The 19,543-nt window shown below is 38.5% G+C and carries 23 protein-coding genes; 3 read left to right on the forward strand and 20 right to left on the reverse strand.

Annotated elements, in window-relative coordinates:
- Positions 1–200: 200 nt before the first annotated feature.
- From msrB to rsgA, 3 genes are all read right to left on the reverse strand, one after another.
- Entirely contained in the window at positions 201–596 is a 396-nt protein-coding gene (gene msrB, locus H0184_RS05705) for a peptide-methionine (R)-S-oxide reductase MsrB (protein WP_221823094.1), read from the reverse strand.
- A gap of 35 nt (positions 597–631) precedes the next feature.
- On the reverse strand, positions 632–1,168 hold the full coding sequence (gene msrA / locus H0184_RS05710; protein ID WP_221822485.1) for a peptide-methionine (S)-S-oxide reductase MsrA: 537 nt from the start codon (positions 1,166–1,168) through the stop codon (positions 632–634).
- A 237-nt stretch (positions 1,169–1,405) separates the two neighbouring features.
- Positions 1,406–2,476: a ribosome small subunit-dependent GTPase A gene (gene rsgA, locus H0184_RS05715; RefSeq protein ID WP_221822488.1), complete on the reverse strand. Its 1,071-nt coding sequence runs from the start codon at positions 2,474–2,476 to the stop codon at positions 1,406–1,408.
- A gap of 307 nt (positions 2,477–2,783) precedes the next feature.
- Between rsgA and H0184_RS05720 the strand changes: the two genes are divergently transcribed.
- A complete protein-coding gene (locus H0184_RS05720) occupies positions 2,784–3,530 on the forward strand; it encodes a DUF4397 domain-containing protein (protein WP_221822489.1) in 747 nt (248 codons plus the stop codon).
- Between the two features lie 38 nt (positions 3,531–3,568).
- On the opposite strand, the gene H0184_RS05725 is transcribed toward H0184_RS05720, so the two are convergent.
- The 6 genes from H0184_RS05725 to H0184_RS05750 form a co-directional block, all read right to left on the reverse strand.
- Positions 3,569–4,147, reverse strand: coding sequence for a YpmS family protein (locus H0184_RS05725; RefSeq protein WP_221822490.1), 579 nt, complete (start codon positions 4,145–4,147; stop codon positions 3,569–3,571).
- 6 nt (positions 4,148–4,153) lie between these two features.
- On the reverse strand, positions 4,154–4,978 hold the full coding sequence (locus H0184_RS05730) for an SGNH/GDSL hydrolase family protein (protein WP_221822491.1): 825 nt from the start codon (positions 4,976–4,978) through the stop codon (positions 4,154–4,156).
- 109 nt (positions 4,979–5,087) lie between these two features.
- Positions 5,088–5,663, reverse strand: coding sequence for an SCO family protein (locus tag H0184_RS05735; protein ID WP_221822492.1), 576 nt, complete (start codon positions 5,661–5,663; stop codon positions 5,088–5,090).
- A gap of 75 nt (positions 5,664–5,738) precedes the next feature.
- Positions 5,739–6,899 carry a Ger(x)C family spore germination protein gene (locus tag H0184_RS05740; protein ID WP_221822495.1) on the reverse strand — a complete coding sequence of 387 codons (1,161 nt, stop codon included), beginning with the start codon at positions 6,897–6,899 and terminating at the stop codon, positions 5,739–5,741.
- Positions 6,883–8,004 (reverse strand): GerAB/ArcD/ProY family transporter, encoded by a 1,122-nt coding sequence (locus H0184_RS05745; RefSeq protein ID WP_221822497.1) that lies wholly within the window; start codon positions 8,002–8,004, stop codon positions 6,883–6,885. The genes H0184_RS05740 and H0184_RS05745 overlap by 17 nt, the downstream gene beginning before the upstream one ends.
- A gap of 12 nt (positions 8,005–8,016) precedes the next feature.
- Entirely contained in the window at positions 8,017–9,534 is a 1,518-nt protein-coding gene (locus tag H0184_RS05750; protein WP_221822501.1) for a spore germination protein, read from the reverse strand.
- A 219-nt stretch (positions 9,535–9,753) separates the two neighbouring features.
- Between H0184_RS05750 and H0184_RS05755 the strand changes: the two genes are divergently transcribed.
- Positions 9,754–10,641 (forward strand): MBL fold metallo-hydrolase, encoded by an 888-nt coding sequence (locus H0184_RS05755; RefSeq protein ID WP_221822503.1) that lies wholly within the window; start codon positions 9,754–9,756, stop codon positions 10,639–10,641.
- A gap of 28 nt (positions 10,642–10,669) precedes the next feature.
- On the opposite strand, the gene H0184_RS05760 is transcribed toward H0184_RS05755, so the two are convergent.
- From H0184_RS05760 to H0184_RS05775, 4 genes are all read right to left on the reverse strand, one after another.
- Entirely contained in the window at positions 10,670–11,512 is an 843-nt protein-coding gene (locus H0184_RS05760) for a DegV family protein (RefSeq protein ID WP_221822506.1), read from the reverse strand.
- A gap of 256 nt (positions 11,513–11,768) precedes the next feature.
- On the reverse strand, positions 11,769–12,020 hold the full coding sequence (locus H0184_RS05765) for a DUF2535 family protein (RefSeq protein WP_221822507.1): 252 nt from the start codon (positions 12,018–12,020) through the stop codon (positions 11,769–11,771).
- Positions 12,021–12,275: 255 nt separating this feature from the next.
- Positions 12,276–13,019 (reverse strand): twin-arginine translocase subunit TatC, encoded by a 744-nt coding sequence (tatC, locus tag H0184_RS05770; protein WP_221822511.1) that lies wholly within the window; start codon positions 13,017–13,019, stop codon positions 12,276–12,278.
- Between the two features lie 121 nt (positions 13,020–13,140).
- Positions 13,141–13,335 carry a twin-arginine translocase TatA/TatE family subunit gene (locus H0184_RS05775; protein WP_221822512.1) on the reverse strand — a complete coding sequence of 65 codons (195 nt, stop codon included), beginning with the start codon at positions 13,333–13,335 and terminating at the stop codon, positions 13,141–13,143.
- Between the two features lie 309 nt (positions 13,336–13,644).
- Between H0184_RS05775 and H0184_RS05780 the strand changes: the two genes are divergently transcribed.
- Entirely contained in the window at positions 13,645–13,884 is a 240-nt protein-coding gene (locus tag H0184_RS05780; RefSeq protein ID WP_221822513.1) for a hypothetical protein, read from the forward strand.
- Positions 13,885–13,918: 34 nt separating this feature from the next.
- On the opposite strand, the gene H0184_RS05785 is transcribed toward H0184_RS05780, so the two are convergent.
- From H0184_RS05785 to H0184_RS05815, 7 genes are all read right to left on the reverse strand, one after another.
- Positions 13,919–14,650: a lysophospholipid acyltransferase family protein gene (locus H0184_RS05785; protein WP_221822514.1), complete on the reverse strand. Its 732-nt coding sequence runs from the start codon at positions 14,648–14,650 to the stop codon at positions 13,919–13,921.
- 127 nt (positions 14,651–14,777) lie between these two features.
- On the reverse strand, positions 14,778–15,278 hold the full coding sequence (locus tag H0184_RS05790; RefSeq protein WP_221822515.1) for a dihydrofolate reductase: 501 nt from the start codon (positions 15,276–15,278) through the stop codon (positions 14,778–14,780).
- On the reverse strand, positions 15,275–16,069 hold the full coding sequence (locus H0184_RS05795; RefSeq protein WP_260631461.1) for a thymidylate synthase: 795 nt from the start codon (positions 16,067–16,069) through the stop codon (positions 15,275–15,277). The genes H0184_RS05790 and H0184_RS05795 overlap by 4 nt, the downstream gene beginning before the upstream one ends.
- 70 nt (positions 16,070–16,139) lie before the next feature.
- Positions 16,140–16,844, reverse strand: a complete 705-nt coding sequence (locus tag H0184_RS05800; protein ID WP_221822519.1) for an anthrax toxin lethal factor-related metalloendopeptidase — start codon at positions 16,842–16,844, stop codon at positions 16,140–16,142.
- Between the two features lie 298 nt (positions 16,845–17,142).
- Positions 17,143–17,721, reverse strand: coding sequence for a TerD family protein (locus H0184_RS05805; RefSeq protein ID WP_221822522.1), 579 nt, complete (start codon positions 17,719–17,721; stop codon positions 17,143–17,145).
- A 58-nt stretch (positions 17,722–17,779) separates the two neighbouring features.
- Positions 17,780–18,406, reverse strand: coding sequence for a TerD family protein (locus H0184_RS05810; RefSeq protein WP_221822524.1), 627 nt, complete (start codon positions 18,404–18,406; stop codon positions 17,780–17,782).
- A 40-nt stretch (positions 18,407–18,446) separates the two neighbouring features.
- On the reverse strand, positions 18,447–19,520 hold the full coding sequence (locus H0184_RS05815) for a toxic anion resistance protein (protein ID WP_260631481.1): 1,074 nt from the start codon (positions 19,518–19,520) through the stop codon (positions 18,447–18,449).
- Positions 19,521–19,543: the final 23 nt, after the last annotated feature.

The following is a 19,543-nucleotide window of genomic DNA, read 5'->3' on the forward strand; positions in this document are numbered from 1 at the left end:
CTCACGCCAAGCTTCGGTCACTCCAGCACCTTTCCATTGACCCAAACCTCTTCTCACGCCAAGCTTCGGTCACTCCAGCACCTCTCCATTGACCCAAACCTCTTCTCACGCCAAGCTTCGGTCACTCCAGCACCTTCGCACTGGTAAATTATGGCTGTAGGGACTTTATCGACAAACTAAAAAGCCGCGAATGCGGCTTTTTAGTTTTCGTCAAATAGTTTTTTATAAGCTCCGTATCCTTGCTCTTCTAGGTCCTCTTTCGGAATAAAGCGTAAGGCTGCAGAGTTTATACAGTAGCGTAACCCGTTTGGACCTGGTCCGTCATCGAAGACATGACCCAAATGGGAGTCAGAATTTTTACTTCTAACCTCTGTCCGAACCATAAAATGACTGTTATCTTCTTTTTCAATTACTTCTTCTTCAACAATTGGCTTAGTGAAACTCGGCCATCCGCATCCTGCATCGTATTTATCAAGAGAGCTAAATAATGGTTTGCCAGAAACGATATCTACATAAATTCCGTCTCTCGTCTCGTTCCAATATTCATTTCGAAATGGAGGCTCCGTCCCATTATTTTGGGTTACTTCATATTGCATCGGTGATAATTCTTTCTTTAATTGATCTTTATTTTTCACTTTTTCTCCCCCCAATGTTCCTTGATATAACCTGCTCTCCCTGAACCGACATGATAACCTTCATAATGTGCTTTATTTTTCTTGTAGTAATGCTGATGATACTCTTCTGCTGGATAGAAGGTTTTGGCGGGGATTATCGGTGTTACAATTGGTTTTGTGAAACGCCCGCTTTCTTGTAAGTTCTGCTTAGATTGTTCAGCAAGCTCCTTTTGTTTTTCATTATGGTAAAAAATCGCGGTTTGATAGGACTGACCACGGTCATGGAATTGACCGCCAGGATCGGTTGGATCGATTTGCTGCCAATATAGCTCAAGCAGTTTTTCATATGGAAAGATTTCAGGATTAAAGGTAATTTGAACAGCTTCATAATGACCCGTTGTCTCCGAACAAACCTGTTCATATGTAGGGTTCTCGACGTGGCCGCCAGTATAACCAGAAATGACACTAATAATCCCGGGCTGCTCATCAAACGGCTTCACCATACACCAAAAACAGCCTCCAGCAAATGTAGCCAGTTGTTTAGTTTCTTCCATGCTTCCCACCCCTTAGGTAATAATATTGCTTTGACTATGAGTATACCGAAACTTCAAGCAGAAATACAATTTGACGATTTAAGCATTTTAATATATCCGCGTTTAATTTGATATTTCCGCGACAATCCTAATATATCCGCGTTAAATCAATAATATCAGCGTTAATCTCAATATATCCGCGATGTGCACCCACTCCATTAAAAAGCCGAACCATGGATTGCGGTTCGGCAAAAATAACTATTTAATTTTCTTTTTTTGCCGCGTTTGTTTGGTAATGTTCTTCCACTTTTTCTGTTCTTCTGTTTGTGCGCGTTTGTCGGCTTTTCTCTCGATATAGGCAAGTTCTTTTTGAAGCTTATTGTAGCTGGTTAAGCGGGCTGCAGCTAATGTCCCTTCTTCAATCGCCTCTAAGACGGCGCAGCCAGGCTCATCCTTATGCTTACAATCCCGGAACCGGCACATTTCACCCAATTCATCGATATCAGAAAACGTTTCATTTAATCCATCTGCACTTTCCCAAAGCTGGATTTCGCGCATTCCTGGGGTGTCAATCAAGACACTGCCATTTGGCAATAAAACCATTTCACGGTGTGTCGTCGTGTGGCGGCCCTTATCATCCCCTTCACGAATCTCCTTCACTGCCTGCTTCTCTGCACCCAGTAACACATTCGTTAGAGTTGATTTTCCTACCCCTGATGATCCTAGTAGTGCGATCGTTTTTCCAGGCTGTAAGTAAGGCGCAAGCTTTTCAATTCCGCGATTCATTTCAGCACTAATCGCGATTACAGGTACACTGCCAAAAGCGATGGATTCAACTTCTGCAAGCTTCTCATCAACATTTTCGCATAAATCTGCCTTGCTCAAAATAATAACCGGATTCGCACCGCTTTCCCAGGTAAGCAACAAATACCGTTCAATTCTTCTTAGGTTAAGGTCGTCATTCAATGAATTTACAAGGAAAACTGTATCGACATTTGCCGCAACAATTTGCTCTTCAGCCGTTCTCCCAGCAGATTTACGAGAAAATTTACTGAACCGCGGCATCACTGAATAAATCGTACCTTTTCCTTCCTCAACACGGGCTTTGAGCATCACCCAGTCTCCAACCGCTGGGTAATCTTCACGGTTTAATGCTTCAAAGTTGAATTTTCCAGAAACCTCACAAAGTAGTTCACCATGCTCCGTCCATACACGATATAGATGCTTATGTTCTAATGCCACGCGGCCAATAATCATTTCATCGCTTTGTTTTAGCACTAGAAAATCGTTGTTTATTTTTTCAGTTAAACCAATATTTATTAAATTCATCCATATTCCTCCAAAAATTTGCATAATAAAAAACCATAGGCAACACAGCCCATGGTTTTATTCGCAAAAGGAATAATGGGTATAGATTCCCCTAACTGGTGAATCTGCGGGCTGTGCAAGTAATATTAAAATCAACGGCAATTAACGTATTTTCAATTAACATTACACTTCACCCGCCTTCCGACTTATTTGTAATAAGTATATGTTATCTTTATCCATTTGTAAACAAAAAATCCAATATTAGACACCCACCTAAACATGCTTGAATAAATTAATTTGTAAAGAAAGCAAGAAAGGAGCGAAGGGTATGTCTGGAAACAGAGATCATTCTGATTATCTTCAAAGAGCAGCGATGTATGATTTACTGGCTCATAATGTTAAATATACAAATCCAAACTTACACATGCAGTACTATCTGAAACATCTAAAATATATGAACAAAGCTATGCAGATGCGTAACATCCAACAAACCCAAGGCGAAGGAAGGGTCCGGTTCCTTCACACCTCACCTGATGCCCCCGATATTGACATATATATTAATGGGCAGATGCATGTAAAACGTCTTCCATTCAGGGTTGCAAGCAATTACCTGCCATTAAAGCCTGGAAAGTATCATATTGATATTTATCCTACGGGAAATTCGGTTGATAGTGTCCTCAATAAAAAGATTACCGTTGAACCTGGAAAATTCTATACATTTGCAGCCGTCAACCCTGTAAAAAAAATGCGGCTTCTTCCTTATCTTAATCAACCTGAAGTGCCGGCAAATGAATCAAAAATTCGTTTTCTGCATTTATCACATGACACGGGTGCATTAGATTTTGCCGTTAAGGATAGAGATGTTGTCTTCCCCAATGTTTCCTACAAGCAGGCAAGTGAATATTTAGGAATAATGCCGATGACCGTGGACTTAGAGATAAGGGAAGCGGGTACGAAAAACATTATTCTCCCCATGCCAAAAGCACAATTTCGTCCAAATGAAACCTATACCATTTTATTGATCGGGCTCTCAAAAGAAGAGCCTGCATTACAAGCAATGATTTTGAAGGATTAATAAATAAGGTGACTCACAATGTGTGAGCCACCTTATCCTTATTCAACAGGTACAACGATGGTAAAAGCAATATCATCTTTTACTAGATCAAACTTATTCGCCTTTATTTTCACATCACTCTTTAATTTTAATTGTTCCATGTGAACATGAATCATTTTATCATTTGGCAGAATGTCTACACCTTTTGGGAGCTTATAGTTATCTTTGATAAATTTCAGCACATAGGAAACGGGCAGGGGCAGACTGCCGACCGATATCGACCTCTGCTTTAAAACTAGATCACCATTATCTAATGCCTCAGGTACGAAGGTGAGTTTCAAGTCCACTTCTTGACTAAAGAATTGTAAAGTTCCATATAACTCCACTTCATCCCGAAGCTGCACACTGTAGTCAATCGGTGAATCAGCTGCTTCCTTGTGAATATACTGGTTAATTAATACATTTAAGTCAGCCTTATTCGATTTAACTTGGAAAGAAACACTCTTGTTTTCTGGTATCGTATTTTGAAGTTTTTCTTTCTTATCGGCCGGAATAAAAATTAAAAATAAAAGAAGGATGGCAATGAATAGATTTAACCCTGCTAAAAGAAAGAATCCCGTTTTCCATTTATTTTTCATAGAAAGCTAATTCTCCTCTTTACTGACCATATACGCTTTCTTAACGAGATCAGGTAATGTTCGTTCTTCTAATGTTTCATTTAATCGTTCTGCTATCAATTCATACCCCTTATTATTTGGATGAAAGTTATCTGTATGCAATAGACTCTCTGCAGGGTTTTTAAATAAATCCTCAATTCCGACAAAGTAAGCATTCTGATAGTTGGCGATCACTCTTTGACTGGCTACGTTATAATCTGAAACAATTTGGTCGAGTTCCTTAATATCAGAAAACCATTGAGAAAAAGGATTGTATACTCCAACTAACACAATATAGGCATCAGGATTTACGCGAATAATGGTATTCATGATTTGGTACAAATTATTAATATATTCTTCTCTTTCCTTGTCAAAAACGGAGAGCTGAAGATTTGAGATATTATCCTTGACCACCTTCATAATGTCATTGCCGCCAATTGTCAAAATCACTAAGTCCGCAGATGAAAGTTTGTCTTGAATCTCATCTTTTTGCAGCCTTTTTAATAATTGCGGGGTACGATTCCCTTTTACACCGAAGTTATAAAAATCAACTTCCTTAATCCCCTTTTCTTCCTCGAGCAAAGTTCTTAAGTAAGGCAGATATCCACCAGTATTGGTACTATCGCCAACACCCTCTGTTAATGAATCACCAGCAGAAATAATGCTAATTTCCTTTGGTACAAAATCGGCAGGAATCTCTTCATAAACGACAGCCGAAGCAGTTCGTTCTTTATGTAATTCCCAGCGATCGGATTGACTGCAAGAACTTAAGAAAAAAGTCGATAGAAGGAGAAGGGTGAAAACTCTCTTCATACACTTCACCACCCTCTTACTAATGATATTATAACATGACGTAAATAATTCAAAACATGCTCGTACGATATCCTATTCTTTACCAAAAAAATAGACCTGTTAGAGAGGTCTATTGTAACAATTTAATATCACTAATCATTTCATCGTAAGGTACTTCCTGATAACCATCGTAAATCTTCTTAACCTTTTGATCTGGACCCACTAAGAAAAAATATGTCTGGTGAATAACCTGATCACCTTCTTGTGGCTTCTTTACTAACGTTTTGAAGGTTTCCTTCGCATAGGTCTCTATAAATTCTTGTGAGTAGCCCGTTAAGAAGGTCCAATTCTCATCCATCAGCCCGAAGTTTTTCGCATATTCTGTTAGTTTTTCAGTTGTATCCACAGTCGGGTCGACACTAAATGAAACAAACTCAACATTTTCTAACTTTTCGTCTTCGACCATTTTCTGCAGCTTGGTCATATTAGCAGTCATTGGCGGACACACATCAGCACAATTGGTGAAAATAAAGTCAGCTACCCAAATTTTCCCGTCCAAATTTTTCTTTTCAAATGGTTGATTGTCTTGTGTCACAGCATTAAAATCTTTAACTGGATAATCGAGCGGATTCTCAATCCCCTTCTGCCCACAAGCTGATAGGAGTACAATAATAACCAAAACTAGAAACGATAACCGGTAACTCATATAAATCCTCCGTAAGCATTTTCTTTTTGTGATTAGTTTAACAAAGAATCGCAATAGAAGAAAGACAATAGCTCACTAATCCATCGTACCTGTTTTCGTTAGTGTATTTTTTACTTGAACATCAAATTTAGCATTCTTATATAATTTCTTCCAATCCTCTTGTGATATAGGCTTACCGCGGACATGTGCCATATACTCATTTCCTATTCCGACCGGATCAACCTGCTTTTTTTGGAAGAACACAAGGAGTTTTTTAATTTGACTTTCCATCTCTTTATTGATTTTTTTCTCTATGAACTTCATATTGGCCGGTTTGCCTAAGTCTAAATAATTCGTGGTTTCCAGCAATCTAGAATCCATTTTTACCTGGATGTCAAAAACTAGATTCTTTTTATCCACTAAATCAATTTTCGTATTACTGCGCAAATTATCGATACTTATAAATAACTTATTATAAATCTCACCATATGATTGACCACCTTGAACGTTGATTATATTCGCAAATTCGTCGCGATTAAATTCTAATTCCTTTGATCCGGTTCGATATTGATCTGTTAATAATTTTAAATAGAAGAGCTTATCATTACTTAGTTTTGCTACCATTTTATCATCATTGAATAAAGCAACTCCTGAAATCGCGACCTTGTCTTTTGCTACTTTTAGTATTGGCAGAACCGGATCCTGTCCGTAATCAAAAAATTGGTGATTAAATTCATGAAGTGTCGGAGAGATTAGGAGTTCCCTTTCCACATTTTGTCTGATTAAATTATATAAATAGGTGCCAATATTCACCTTTATTTTTTTCTCGTCCATATTTATAATGGACAAAGCATCTTTCTCAGCAATCGTTAAATAAACCATATTCCCAACCGCCGGATCACGATTGAGAGCATTTACAAGCTGAATAATTCCTTTTTCAGCCAACTCCTTACTATAAATGACACACCGGAGCTGGCCCATTTCCAGTCTTTGGTCGGTTGCAAGATTTTCCTCTGATCTTAATGTTTGGAGTGTATTAGCATCGGCAGAAATTAAGTTGGTCATAACTTTGGCCATTGGATCAAATTTCGATACTGCAACGGTCCCCGTAATTTCATTTTCCTTCTTTAAGTCAAATCCTATTGCCGTAATGAGCCCCAATCTTTCTAGCTGCTTCGGTTCGACTCCGCAGCTAGTAAGTAAAATGAAAGAACTCATCCCAATCACTAACTTCAGCCATTTACGAAGTTTCTGCATGCTTACTCTCCTTTCTTTTAAATCTTTTTTTTATAAGGACGATACTAGCAAGAATCACAGGATAGCAAAATGCTAAGTAAAACCCTGCTTTCGCTACCAAATCTGTCATCGTATTCATTTGGTATCTTGACTTTATAAAAAAGGAAGCTGCAAATGCGGCCATGGCAATCACCCAAATACCCCACTTTTGTTTTTTCCTTAAGATTCTAGAAAATCCCTTTGAAGCTGCCCAAAGATATAAGCACATATTGGGTAAGATAATTAGCATCCAAAAGGAAACTGCGATAAATTCAAATCTTTCTAAGTTAGGAAGTCGAACAATCTTAAACATTGATAAAACCGGCCAGATCGTTTTTTCCAGGCTATTCGACGCAAAAAATACAATGGAAATGAGGGTAGCTAGAGTAAATGTAATCGTTGTAATTAAATTCCCAATTTGCAAAAAGAACAATGCCTTTTGCTTTTCTTTCACAAATGGATAAACAAACATTATAATTTCAAAACCCAGCATAGAAAGTGTTGTACTTTGAGCGCCCTTAAATAATTGTTTCGCGTTCACATTTAAAATTGGAAACAAATGAGTAAAATCTCCGAATTGTAAAGGTACAAATAAGACCACAGCCAGCCATACTGTTCCGACAACAGAAAGAAACGCCACTCCTACAACTACCCTTATTCCACCATAAACTGCATAGATCACTAACAGAATGAGTACGAGGGAAAGCTGCCAAGTGGGCAAAGTTGGGAATATCCACACTTGAACAATTTCAACATAGTTCATTAAGATAATAAAAAAGGTGGATGCCATATAAATCATGTAGATAAAACTTAAAGAATTTCCTGCCCATTTACCAAATACATCAACATGGATTCCATATAAATCTGCACTGTCATATTGCTTGAGCATTTGTATCATAAACACTAAAACAAAAGATGTGATTACCCCTGCTAAGAAAACAGAAATCCAAGCATCATGCTTTGCTTCTAAATAAACAACTCTGGGAAGGCCCGCTAACCCAACTCCTACCTGTATCGAGTGGATGATAAAAACGAGCATAAATGCATTAAACAATAATCCTTCTTTCGGATGTAAATTCACCTTCATTTTTGTTCGCTCCTATTCATCTACATCCCTTTTTTGCTTTGCCTTCTTACTAGGAAAGCGCTCCTTATCATCTGTTCGATTTGTTAAGGGGCGGAATGAAAGATATTGAGGCGGCAGCTTGAAGAAACTATAGCCAATATCCTTTAACCTAATAGGGTAAACAGGTGTAAGATATGGGGCCCCTATTGTCTCCAATTTGAGCAGGTGGATAATGAAGTAGCAAAATGCAAGCATGATACCGATGCCCCCCCATAAGCCTGCCAAAAGGATGATTGGGAATCGGATGATACGAATCGCAGTCCCCATTAAGTAACTTGGTGTTGTAAATGATCCAAGGGCACTTAACGCGATGATGATAATCAAGATATTACTTGTAAATCCTGCCTCAACTGCCGCCTGCCCAATTACGATACCTCCTACGATACCCATTGTCTGACCCACTTTTGTCGGCAGCCTGGCCCCTGCCTCCCGTAATAATTCGATAACGAATTCGAGTAATAGTGCTTCCATGACGGGCGGGAAGGGAACTCTTGCCCTTGATTCCCCCAGTGATAGCAGCAAAGGGGAAGGAATCACTTCATAGTGATACGTTAAAACCGCCACATAGGCAGGCGTAAGTAATACAGATAAAAACGTAGCTACAAGCCGAAGCATCCGTAAAAACAAGCCCATGTTCCAGCGCATATAAACATCTTCTGTCGATTCAAAAAAGGCGAAAAAAGATGTAGGACCATAAAGGCAGTCAGGACTCCTGTCCATTAATACGGCCACTTTCCCCCTATATAACGCTATTGATACACGATCAGGAAGCTCTGTTGTCATCAACTGTGGAAAAACGGACCAGCTGTCGCTCTCAATATACTGACCAAGTACAGTCGCCCCGGGAACATAATCCAGTGTCAGATCCTGGACCCTCTGTTTAAAGGTTTTGACAATTTCTTCATCAGCAATACCTTTAATATAGACAAGCTTGGCTTTTGTTTTTGAACGATTGCCAACAGTAAGGTCCTCCGCACATAAACCTTCATCTTTGACGTTGTTTCTCAAAATATTCATGTTACCCTGCAGTGATTCCGTAAAAGAGATTTTTGGACCGTAGACGAGTGATTCTGTTTCAGCTTTTTCAAGACCTCTTTCAATGGTCTTATTGATGTCTGCTAGAATTCCACAGGGCTGGTCTTCTGCGTAAATATATACTTTTCCTTGGTTAATTCCCGCAACTACTTCATTTAATTGATTAACTGCAGTAATAGAGACCATGGGTAAGACTTTTGCAATAGATTCACAAGTCCATTCAGTTTCTTTATTGTTGAGAATGGATTTTATTACGACTTCCTCTAGTTTGGTTGAATCAATTAATGTGTTCATCAGGCAGAGAATTAGTTTCTCCCCGTCTCTTTTCATTGTCCTAAAGACAAGGTCAGAACCCACATTTAATTCTGTTTTAATCTGCTCCTTTAATTCTTCCAAGACTAAACTATGAGCTTTTGGTGGTTCTTCCGCTTTTTTCCCTGATAACCATTTGAACATAAGCAGCAGCCCTTTATTTTTCAATTTTTTTTATTATTACCAGATGAGCTATTTTTACCCAAAAAATAAGGGTGTGCTATACAAGATTCTATGTCTAGTTTACTTATAAAAGGAAAAAAGAAGGTTTATGGAATAAAGAATATATGATATTATGAATGGGCATTCATTCAACAAACAGAAAATTTCGAAAAAGAGCGCAATAAAGTAGAGGTGTGTAGGATGAGACGAATTGGTCCCATTATGATTATTGAAGGAGCGAATAATAGTAAAGTTCCTTTTTCAAGAACCTTGTATATTAATAGTAAAGATAAGGTACTCATTGATACGGGAGCAGACCCGACGGAACTGCGTGCACTGGATGATCAATATGGAGTTGAATTAGTTGTCAATACCCATTACCACCCCGATCATACCTTGCACAACCATTTGTTTGGTGACGCAGAAAAATGGATCAATCCCATCGAATTTGAAACGATCCAATCCGTCGAAGGAATAGCGAGAGGAAACGGCGTGTTCCAGGAATGGGGGCATGCGGGTGTAGAGGCAATGCGAAAGCAGTTTCCTAAGGAATGGGTGCAAAGCCTCGGTGAAATTTCCGGAACGTATCAATATGAAGAAGAATACAATTTTAGCGGTGTGAAAGTAAACTTTCTACATACACCAGGGCACACAAAAGGATACAGTAGTCCCTACTTTCCGGAGTTAGGTGTTGTCTACGTGGGAGATTTCGATATGACCTCTTTTGGACCATGGTACTTTGGAAGCGATGGGGATATTGAAGAATTTATTGCTTCTAGTAAGCTTCTATTAGAATTGGACGCTGATATCTACATTACCGGTCATCAAAAAGGTGTTTTCTCGAAACAGGAATTTGAGCTAGCAATGAATAAATTTATTGGAATTATCGATCAGCGTGACGAAACTATAGATAAGTATGTGCGTCAGGGGATGAACTTCGAAGAGTTAACAAACATCGGGATCTTTTACCCTAAAAAAATGCTTGAGGTAATGATTTTGAAGACCTGGGAACGAAGTGGGATTCGTAAGCATTTGCAGCGACTTGGGTATAGTGTAGAGGGATCTGAAATCCAATTGTTAAATAAATAAGGATGGTGCATTGGGCACCATCCCCTTACTATTCATAGTAATACATTAAGGCAATTGCACCTGGTCCTGTGTGGGTACTAATTGTTGGTCCAGTATAATCAACAGAAATATCCTGGTAACCGGTTACTGCTATACAAGAATCTTTTACTTTCATGGCTAATTCGTGTGCCTCGGCATGAACAATTCCTACACCTTTAATTGTTCTTCCTTTTACATCCTCAGCAAATTGTTTTGCCAGCCATTTAACGACTTGAGAATGACTTCGTACCTTTGCGACCGGATTATATTCGGCACCTTCTAAGGAAGCAATCGGCTTAATATTGAGCAAAGAACCAATAAATGCTTTTCCTTTCCCAATCCGTCCGCCCTTTACCATATTCTCTAATGTGTCAATCATGATATAAAGTTTGGAATTCTTGCGGACTTTATCGAGATGCTCGAGGATTTCCTCTACATTCTTACCCTGCTTCGCCATTTCAGCAGCTTCTCGAACCTGGAACTGCAGGGCAATTGAAATAAACTCCGAGTCCACCACCGATACCTTTGTTTTGGTCATTTGTGCTGCGCTTTCAGCAGAACGAACGGTTCCACTCATTTTACCTGTCATATGTATAGAGATCACTTCATAGCCTTCTTCACCAAGTGTGTCATACACTTCAAGGAAGGTTCCAGCGGAAGGCTGCGAGCTTTTCGGCAATTCTTTTAAGCCCTTCATTGTTTCCATAAATTCAGCAGGTTGAATTTCTACACGGTCTAGATACGTTTCTCCATTTATCGTTACGGATAAAGGCACGACTACAACACCTATTTGGTCAGCCTGTTCTTTTGTCATATCCATCGTCGAATCCGTGACAATTTTAATCTTGCTCATTTACTCACATCCCTAGGATTACTCCATTGTATTATACATGTTCCCTATTTCTATTGATATAAATTCCCCTATTTTCATGAAAATTATTGTGAACAAAAAAGCGGAAGCGCCTTGATAGGTGCGACAGGCATAAGGCGAGCCGGCTAGAAGGTTGTTTTTTAACCTTCTTGACGGATTGACTTATGACCCGAGCTCCTAGGCGCTGCAGCTGGATTCAAAAATAAAAGAACACCGGATATCCGATGTTCGAAAGGTATTAAGCGTTATTCTTTAATTCATCTACTTTAAACAGAGCTTCATAATCAGGCCATTTCATAACCTTTTTCAAATACTCTTTAAACGAATAGCATTTTTTCGGTTTTGTTTCCTGATAAATCGCGGAAATAAATTTTTGTAAACGGACTTGGATCATAAATTTATAAGTGCTGCCTTCCTCCAATACAGGAATATCCACGACTTTAACCTTCTGTCCAACAACATTTTTGAACTCTAGGCTTTTGAATAACAAAATATCAATCCTCTTTTTCACCCGTTTGTATATATTATACACCTATGAGAGATCGAAATGTGTCTAAATCTGCTTGTATTGAAAAATATTTATGAATAGCAAATAGTTATTCGCCTGGATAAACTAGCAGGAGTTAGTTAATAAGATTACACTCGGTTAGATGCAGCTTTCACTCTCAACTAAGCTTGTGATAAGTAACATAAATAAAAAAAGGCTTTCGGAGAAAAAATCTCTGAAAGCCTTAAGTACTATTTATTATGCTTCTGCAAATTCTTCTTCTTGTTCTTCAAGCTTTTTCAATCGTTTCTTGTAGACAACTTTCGATAAGTTAATCGAGATTTCATATAGTAATAACAATGGCAGTGTTACCACAAAATCCGACATAAAATCCGGAGGTGTAATCACTATTGCAATTAGGATTAGAACAAAATAAGCGTACTTACGTATTTTTGATAACACGAATGGATTAATAATTCCTAATGCAGTTAAGAACATAACGACTGCTGGAAGCTCGAACAAAACTCCAAACGGCAGGGTCATATTCATTAAAAAGCGGAAATATTTTTCAGCTGTAAAGTTGGTTACAAACATGTCTGCTCCCATTTTAACTAAGAACTCGAGTACCATTGGGAATATAACGAAGTAACCAAACGCAAGTCCAACGATAAATAATATAAACAATGCTGGAATATAGGATAAGGTAATTCTTTTCTCGATAGGTTTAAGTGCCGGCTTTACAAACATCCATAATTGGCTGGCCAACACAGGGATCGTACCCGCTATCGCAATAACTGTTGCAATCATAAAATAAACCCAGATAATATCACTTGGTCCGAGTACAATCAATTTGACATCAAGATCTCGAACAATCCAATCGTAGATATCAGTCACATAAATGAACCCAACAATGAAAAAAATAACAAACGCGACTGCAGAAATAATAATCCGTTTACGCAATTCATCTAAATGATCAACTAATTGTAATTCTTTATCTTCCATGTATTTCCCCTGCCAATTTCAAAGGTTAAAATGAATCCTTCTTTTTAAAACGTTATATGCACCATCTTTATAGTTTTAAAGAAAATTGAAGAAAAAAAGGTGCAAGAAAAATTCTTACACCTTATTTAGTCGATTTTTGTTTTTCCTCTTCAACATCCTTCATTACATCGTCCGTTAGTTCACGAGTTGACTTCTTGAATTCCTTCAACGTTTGTCCAAAGGCACGACCGATTTCCGGTAATTTCTTAGGTCCAAAGATGATGAGAGCTAGAGTTAAGATAAGGATTAGTCCTGGTATTCCAATATTTGAGAACATTGATTTACATCCCCTTTAGTTAATTATCTTTCTACTACGATTATAGTATTGATAGACCGTTTTGAGTTAAATATACGTAATAATTCATATTAAATTCACATTATTTATGAAGAATTACCTAGTTGTGATATTTAGCATTTAAATATGAACCTTTTCCTCTTAACAATTTACCAAGAACAACACTTGAAGTCAATGTAAAATGGTATACCGAATTGTATAAATATTTTGACAATTGTACGTTTGTTCGTTTATAATTTTATCAATAGGAACATATACTATTGGAAACATAAAAGAATGGATGTGATGAAGATGGAATTTTCACTCAGTAGTTTTGATGGAGCCCTGCCAGTAGAAGTAACCATCGATGAAGAGAATGGAAGGTATATGATTCGAAAGAGTGACTCAAGCGGGGAATACTTCAATAGCCCTACCGAATTAATTCAATGGGTGAAAGCACATTTCCATGAGGAAGACTTCTGCCATCCAGATGAATTCAAGGGAATGCTTGATAAACTAACTGATTATGAATTAAATGGCGCATATTTTTAAAGAGGAAGAAGCATCGATTGCAGATGCTTCTTTTTTATGAAGCTATTCCCCTGCCTCCCCGTATAGTAATAATAATTTGACGAACTTCTTCTGTAAGCTCCCTGTAATTCTTATGGTAATTAACTTTAGGATCTATTGGATGCCCGATTGTTACTTTGATTGCTGCTGGTTTAATGAGGCGGCCATTTCGTTCAAAAACATCCGCAGTACCTTTAATTGAAATCGGAACAATCGGTACCCCAGCATCCTGAGCAAGACGAATGCCTCCTACTTTAAAGGGTCGGACATCGCCTCCTTTGCTTCTCGTTCCCTCTGGAAAGATAACCAGTGAATGTCCTTTTTTAAGTAACTTAACGCCTTCTTGTAAGCTGTGAACTGCTTGCTTGGTATTATTACGATCTATGAGCACGCAATTTATGGCGTCCAGCCATGATGAGATAATTGGAACCTTTTTCATTTCCACTTTTGAAACAAAGCCAAATGGCTTATCTATTGCTCCCAATAATACAGGAATATCAATATCACTCTCGTGATTCGCAATAAGTACTACAGGTCCCTCTGGAATCAAGTCCAATCCGGCTACACTAATTTTTGAACCGGTCAGCTTCATAAACGTTTTTGAAAATTGCTTTGGGAATTTATGCACAATCCTATTCCGTTCTTCAACAGATAACTCCTTACTCAGCTTCTTAATTTTTGTAAGCTCGGGGATGCTGTAAATTAAAAAACCACTCATGTACAAAAAACATGTAATAAGCCTAAACATAGATGCCTCCAATTTACGTCATAAGATAGTATAAAGCAGAATAGGAAAATTGGTTATGAATTTTAATATAGAGGCCAGTTTTTACTCCCATTGAATTACAGTATTAAATTAAAAAAAGACAGCACAATTAGTGGCTGCCTTTCGTTTTACGATTATAGATTCTAAACTCGTACTTATAAGGATTTTTCTCGTCTTTAATCCCTTTTTCACTGGAGACCAGCTCCCACTCACGTTCCTTAAACTCAGGGAAGTAGGTGTCCCCTTCAAACTCTTCTTCTATATGTGTAATATAGAGACGGTCTGCGTATTCAAACGTTTCTTTGAAAATTTCAGCGCCCCCAATGACGAAGATTTCATCGTCTTGGTTTCTGCAGGATTCAACAAATTCCTCGACTGAGTAGAAAACTGTCACATCGTGGCTCTTATAGTCTTGTTGACGAGTGATCACAATGTTCTCTCTGCCTGGAAGAGCCCGTCCAATGGATTCGTGTGTTTTCCTGCCCATTGCAATAGGATGCCCCATTGTCGTTCGTTTGAAGAACTTTAAATCCTCCGGTAAATGCCAAGGCAATTGATTGTCTTTTCCAATAACTCTGTTTTCAGCCATTGCAACAATAAAGGAAATCATACGGAAACCGCTCCTTTTATATGAGGATGTGGGTCATAGCCTTCCAACACGAAATCATCAAAGGAAAAAGAGAAGATATCCTTAACGTTTGGATTTATTTTCATAGTTGGTAATGTCCGCAGTTCACGGCCCATTTGCATTTTGACTTGTTCGATATGATTTTGATAGATATGTACATCGCCAAACGAGTGAACAAATTCACCCGGCTTCAAATCACATACCTGAGCAATCATCATAGTCAGTAACGCGTAAGATGCAATATTAAATGGTACTCCAAGAAACACGTCTGCAGAGCGTTGATACAACTGACAAGATAATTTACCATCTGATACGTAAAATTGGAATAAGCAATGACATGGTGCTAACGCCATTTTATCAATTTCTGCGACATTCCACGCATTCACAATCAGTCTTCGTGAATTAGGATTATTTTTAATTTGATCAATTAGCTCACTTATTTGGTCAACTGTTGTTCCATCAGCACCAGACCAGGAACGCCATTGGTGTCCATAAACAGGACCCAGCTCCCCATTTTCATCCGCCCATTCATTCCAAATCCGCACACCATTTTCCTGCAAATAACGGACATTGGTATCACCATTTAAGAACCAAAGCAATTCATGAATAATGGACTTCAAATGAAGCTTTTTGGTTGTTAGTAAAGGAAAACCTTCCGCTAAATCAAATCTCATCTGATAGCCGAATGTACTAATCGTCCCTGTTCCCGTACGATCTCCCTTTGCCTGGCCATTTTTTAACACATGCTCACATAGCTCTAGATATTGCTTCAAAACCGACACTCCCTTGTTTTGCATATGTTTTTCATTTTACCATAAAAACCTTTCAATTTAACATGAAAGGCTAGTGAAGTTCTCTAATAAATTGATACGTAAGAGGAGCTATGGATTTTAATTGTTTATTTGTATCTTTATTTAAATGGTACATGGCAAACGTTTCAGCAAAGTATTCCTCCACATGAAGAATGAAATAAGAGTTTCCAGGAAACAAAATTCCTCTCTCCTCTTCCCAAATCAATTGAAATTCTTTATTTTTACTAATATTCTCGAAAACTAGTTTATCGACCGAATGCGCCATTTCATGTAACTCTAAATTTACAGATCCATGTCCTTTTCCTTTTTCACTGTGCCCTATTTTCACCAGAACAACCTGTGAACCGCCTATCCCCGGGACTGTATCCCACGTTGTTTGTGAGTGATAGCCTCTTGGAATCTGCCCGGCTAAATATCGTGCCGTTTTGTTATCCGTTAATTTTCCTGTAAAAAGCTTGAGAGTAATGTCATTTTGATTAATTTTTTCTAGTAATGTTTCAGGTAAATTTGCCACTCTATTAATAATAGCTGCAGCTGCTTTTTCATCAAAAAGGCTGTTTGGTAATATAATCATTTGGTTTAGATGCTGGAGGGCTGTTTCGTTATTTATGAATTGGTATAGTTCAGAGTTTCTTGGATAGTCACCAAGTGGAATACTATCAAATGAGGCTTTAGAGGTGGTAATCATCGACATAAATAATCCGGCAATGACGGAGGAAACGACCCATTTACGCATATTATGTCCTCCTAGTAGTTTGATTACATACTAGAATTATAACATGGGAGAAGAGCAGGTTGATTTGGTAATTTTTGATGCTTCAATAGTTAGTAAAAAGGGCATCGCCGATATATCCGGATTAACGCTGATATCTTCGATTTAACGCGGATATAATGAGTTTATCGTGGATATATTCTGTTTTTCGCTGATATAATTTTCATTTAGTTGAAAAGATACCTATTTTAATAGCACCAACTTAATACTTCCTCCGTTAATGTAAAAAAGCTGCCCAACTGGGCAGCTTTTTCACTAAAATCTAAACTTCTAGTCCATAGTTACGGCAAAGTGCAGCTAAGCCGCCGGAAAAACCGCTTCCGATTGCGTTGAACTTCCATTCTCCATTGTGACGATATAACTCACAGATTACAACCGCAGTTTCAACTGAAAAATCCTCCCCAAGGTCAAAACGGAGAATTTCACGATTGGTTTCTTCGTCAAACAATCTTGCAAAGGCATTGGAAACTTGTCCAAAGTTTTGGTTCCGAGCGTCCGCATCGTGAATTGTAACTGCAATTGCAATGCGGTGAACGTGTGAAGGAACCTTGCTGAAATCAATTCGAATTTGTTCGTCGTCCCCATCACCTTCACCAGTACGGTTATCACCTGTATGCTCAACCCCGCCAGAAGTGTGAACTAAGTTATTATAGAAAATAAAATCCAAGTCCTGTGTAACACGGCCGTTTGCATCTGTTAAAAACGCAGAAGCATCAAGGTCGAAGTCGTGCCCGCCGCTATACCGGTTTGTATCCCAGCCCAGGCCAATAACCGCCTTTGTTAAGCCAGGATTCGTTTTGGTAAGATCAATTCTTTGTCCTTTAGATAGATTGATGCCCAACTAAATCACCTCTTAGAACGATATATTGGAAGGAACAAGCAAGGCTTGTTCCTATAGATTAGCTGTAAGAACGAACCACTTCACTTAAGCTTGCTGCGGTTGTACCAGTTCCTACTGCAGCGAACTTCCATTCAGTGTTGTGACGATAGATTTCGCCGACTACTAATGATGTTTGACCGCTATAATCATCGGATAAGTTATAACGGATTAATTCGTTATTATTTGTAGGGTTTACTACTCGAATGAATGCATTACGGATCATGCCAAAGTGCTGCTTTCTTTTTACACAATCATAAATATTAACAACAAAAACAAGCTTCTGTACGCTTTGTGGAACGCGGCTTAAGTCAACCATAACTTGTTCATCGTCACCGTCTCCGTCACCTGTTAAGTTGTCGCCAGAGTGCTGTACGCTGCCGTCTTTACTCTTAAGGTTACCGAAGTAAATAACGTCATTGTTGTTTTGGATTTTATCGTTTGCACCAAGCATGATAACTGAAGCGTCACAGTCGACATTGGCACCGCCGCCAGCTCCGCCTCCGCCAAACAATCCGCCGAAGAGACCGCCGCCTCCGCTTTTACCGCTTTGAACTGGGTCCCAGCCTAAACCTACCATAATTTTAGATAATCCGGGATTTCCTTTTGTTAAATCTACTCTTTGACCTTTTTGTAAGCTAATAGCCAATTTCATTCACCTCATCATAAAATTTTGTTTTATATAACAATTAATATTGTTGTTTCAATTTTTTAAAGTTGTCCTGGAGCTGTTCTAAACGTTTTGTGCCTTCTACACGCAAGCGTTTGTTTTCTTCTTCAATGGCTCGTGTTTCCTGCATACCTTTTATGATAATGTTCCAGGATTCCTCAATGGTCTCGATTTTAATGCTTGGACCACCGGCGAGTCTAGCAATATCTGTGCTTTGCTTAGAAATGTTCTGCGCATTTTTCAACAGCATTTCGTTGGTACGACGGTCAAGCTCACTCATCGAATCAGCAACAAGCTTCTGTCTTTTTGCTGCAACTGCCTGAATAAGACCATTCTTAAAGATTGGAATCGTCGTTACGAAGGCGGAATTAATTTTTCCAATCAGCTTCGTATTACCTCGCTGCAGTAAGCGAATTTGTGGAGCTGTCTGTAACGAGACCATTTTTGCCATTTCAAGGTCATAAATACGCTGCTCTAGGGCCTCAATCGAATTTTTTAATGTATCCAATTGCATGGACGCTATTTGGTCACCTGCGGCAACACGTGCCTCCAGCTGTGGTAATTGATTGTTTTTAAGTTCTTCAACTTTCATTTCACCAGCAACCACGTATTTTTCCAGCGTCATATAGTATTGATAATTTTGCTCATACATTTGCTCGAGCATTTTCGTGGAATCCACCATCTCATGCTGATACTTGGAAATTTCCACATAAACTTTATCAATTTCTGAGCCCATAGTTTGGTATTTGCCAAATACCTTTTCAATCATCTTTTCGCCCTTTTTAAAGAGCTTTCCGAAAAAGCCAGTTGAGGTCTTTTGAAAGTCCTTTGGATCGAACTTATCCATGATTTTGGTTAACTGCTTTAGAAGCTCACCAGAATCTTCAACCTTTGTGGTACGCATATTACCTAGAATTTGATCAGAAAAGCGAGATATTTGAACAGCAGGCTCTTTACCAAATTCTAATATTTTTATTTGGTCTCGTTCATCAATCGACCTTGCCAGATTTTGAACCTCGGTTTCCTTCCGAAGGGCAAGCTTAATGTCTGAAATCTTCGCTTCACTAAGTGTATCATCTGTGGTTGCCGTCATTAAGTCGGCAGATTGCTTCTGTA

The sequence above is a fragment of the Neobacillus niacini genome (genome assembly GCF_019749295.1).
GTDB lineage: Bacteria > Bacillota > Bacilli > Bacillales > Cytobacillaceae > Neobacillus > Neobacillus niacini_D.

Coding starts and splice junctions, on each gene's coding strand:
- msrB (WP_221823094.1), bottom strand. CDS start 596: ATGCAATATGAAGTAACCCAAAATAATGGGACGGAGCCTCCATTTCGA.
- msrA (WP_221822485.1), bottom strand. CDS start 1,168: ATGGAAGAAACTAAACAACTGGCTACATTTGCTGGAGGCTGTTTTTGG.
- rsgA (WP_221822488.1), bottom strand. CDS start 2,476: ATGAATTTAATAAATATTGGTTTAACTGAAAAAATAAACAACGATTTT.
- H0184_RS05720 (WP_221822489.1), top strand. CDS start 2,784: ATGTCTGGAAACAGAGATCATTCTGATTATCTTCAAAGAGCAGCGATG.
- H0184_RS05725 (WP_221822490.1), bottom strand. CDS start 4,147: ATGAAAAATAAATGGAAAACGGGATTCTTTCTTTTAGCAGGGTTAAAT.
- H0184_RS05730 (WP_221822491.1), bottom strand. CDS start 4,978: ATGAAGAGAGTTTTCACCCTTCTCCTTCTATCGACTTTTTTCTTAAGT.
- H0184_RS05735 (WP_221822492.1), bottom strand. CDS start 5,663: ATGAGTTACCGGTTATCGTTTCTAGTTTTGGTTATTATTGTACTCCTA.
- H0184_RS05740 (WP_221822495.1), bottom strand. CDS start 6,899: ATGCAGAAACTTCGTAAATGGCTGAAGTTAGTGATTGGGATGAGTTCT.
- H0184_RS05745 (WP_221822497.1), bottom strand. CDS start 8,004: ATGAAGGTGAATTTACATCCGAAAGAAGGATTATTGTTTAATGCATTT.
- H0184_RS05750 (WP_221822501.1), bottom strand. CDS start 9,534: ATGTTCAAATGGTTATCAGGGAAAAAAGCGGAAGAACCACCAAAAGCT.
- H0184_RS05755 (WP_221822503.1), top strand. CDS start 9,754: ATGAGACGAATTGGTCCCATTATGATTATTGAAGGAGCGAATAATAGT.
- H0184_RS05760 (WP_221822506.1), bottom strand. CDS start 11,512: ATGAGCAAGATTAAAATTGTCACGGATTCGACGATGGATATGACAAAA.
- tatC (WP_221822511.1), bottom strand. CDS start 13,019: ATGGAAGATAAAGAATTACAATTAGTTGATCATTTAGATGAATTGCGT.
- H0184_RS05775 (WP_221822512.1), bottom strand. CDS start 13,335: ATGTTCTCAAATATTGGAATACCAGGACTAATCCTTATCTTAACTCTA.
- H0184_RS05780 (WP_221822513.1), top strand. CDS start 13,645: ATGGAATTTTCACTCAGTAGTTTTGATGGAGCCCTGCCAGTAGAAGTA.
- H0184_RS05785 (WP_221822514.1), bottom strand. CDS start 14,650: ATGTTTAGGCTTATTACATGTTTTTTGTACATGAGTGGTTTTTTAATT.
- H0184_RS05790 (WP_221822515.1), bottom strand. CDS start 15,278: ATGATTTCCTTTATTGTTGCAATGGCTGAAAACAGAGTTATTGGAAAA.
- H0184_RS05800 (WP_221822519.1), bottom strand. CDS start 16,844: ATGCGTAAATGGGTCGTTTCCTCCGTCATTGCCGGATTATTTATGTCG.
- H0184_RS05815 (WP_260631481.1), bottom strand. CDS start 19,520: ATGACGGCAACCACAGATGATACACTTAGTGAAGCGAAGATTTCAGAC.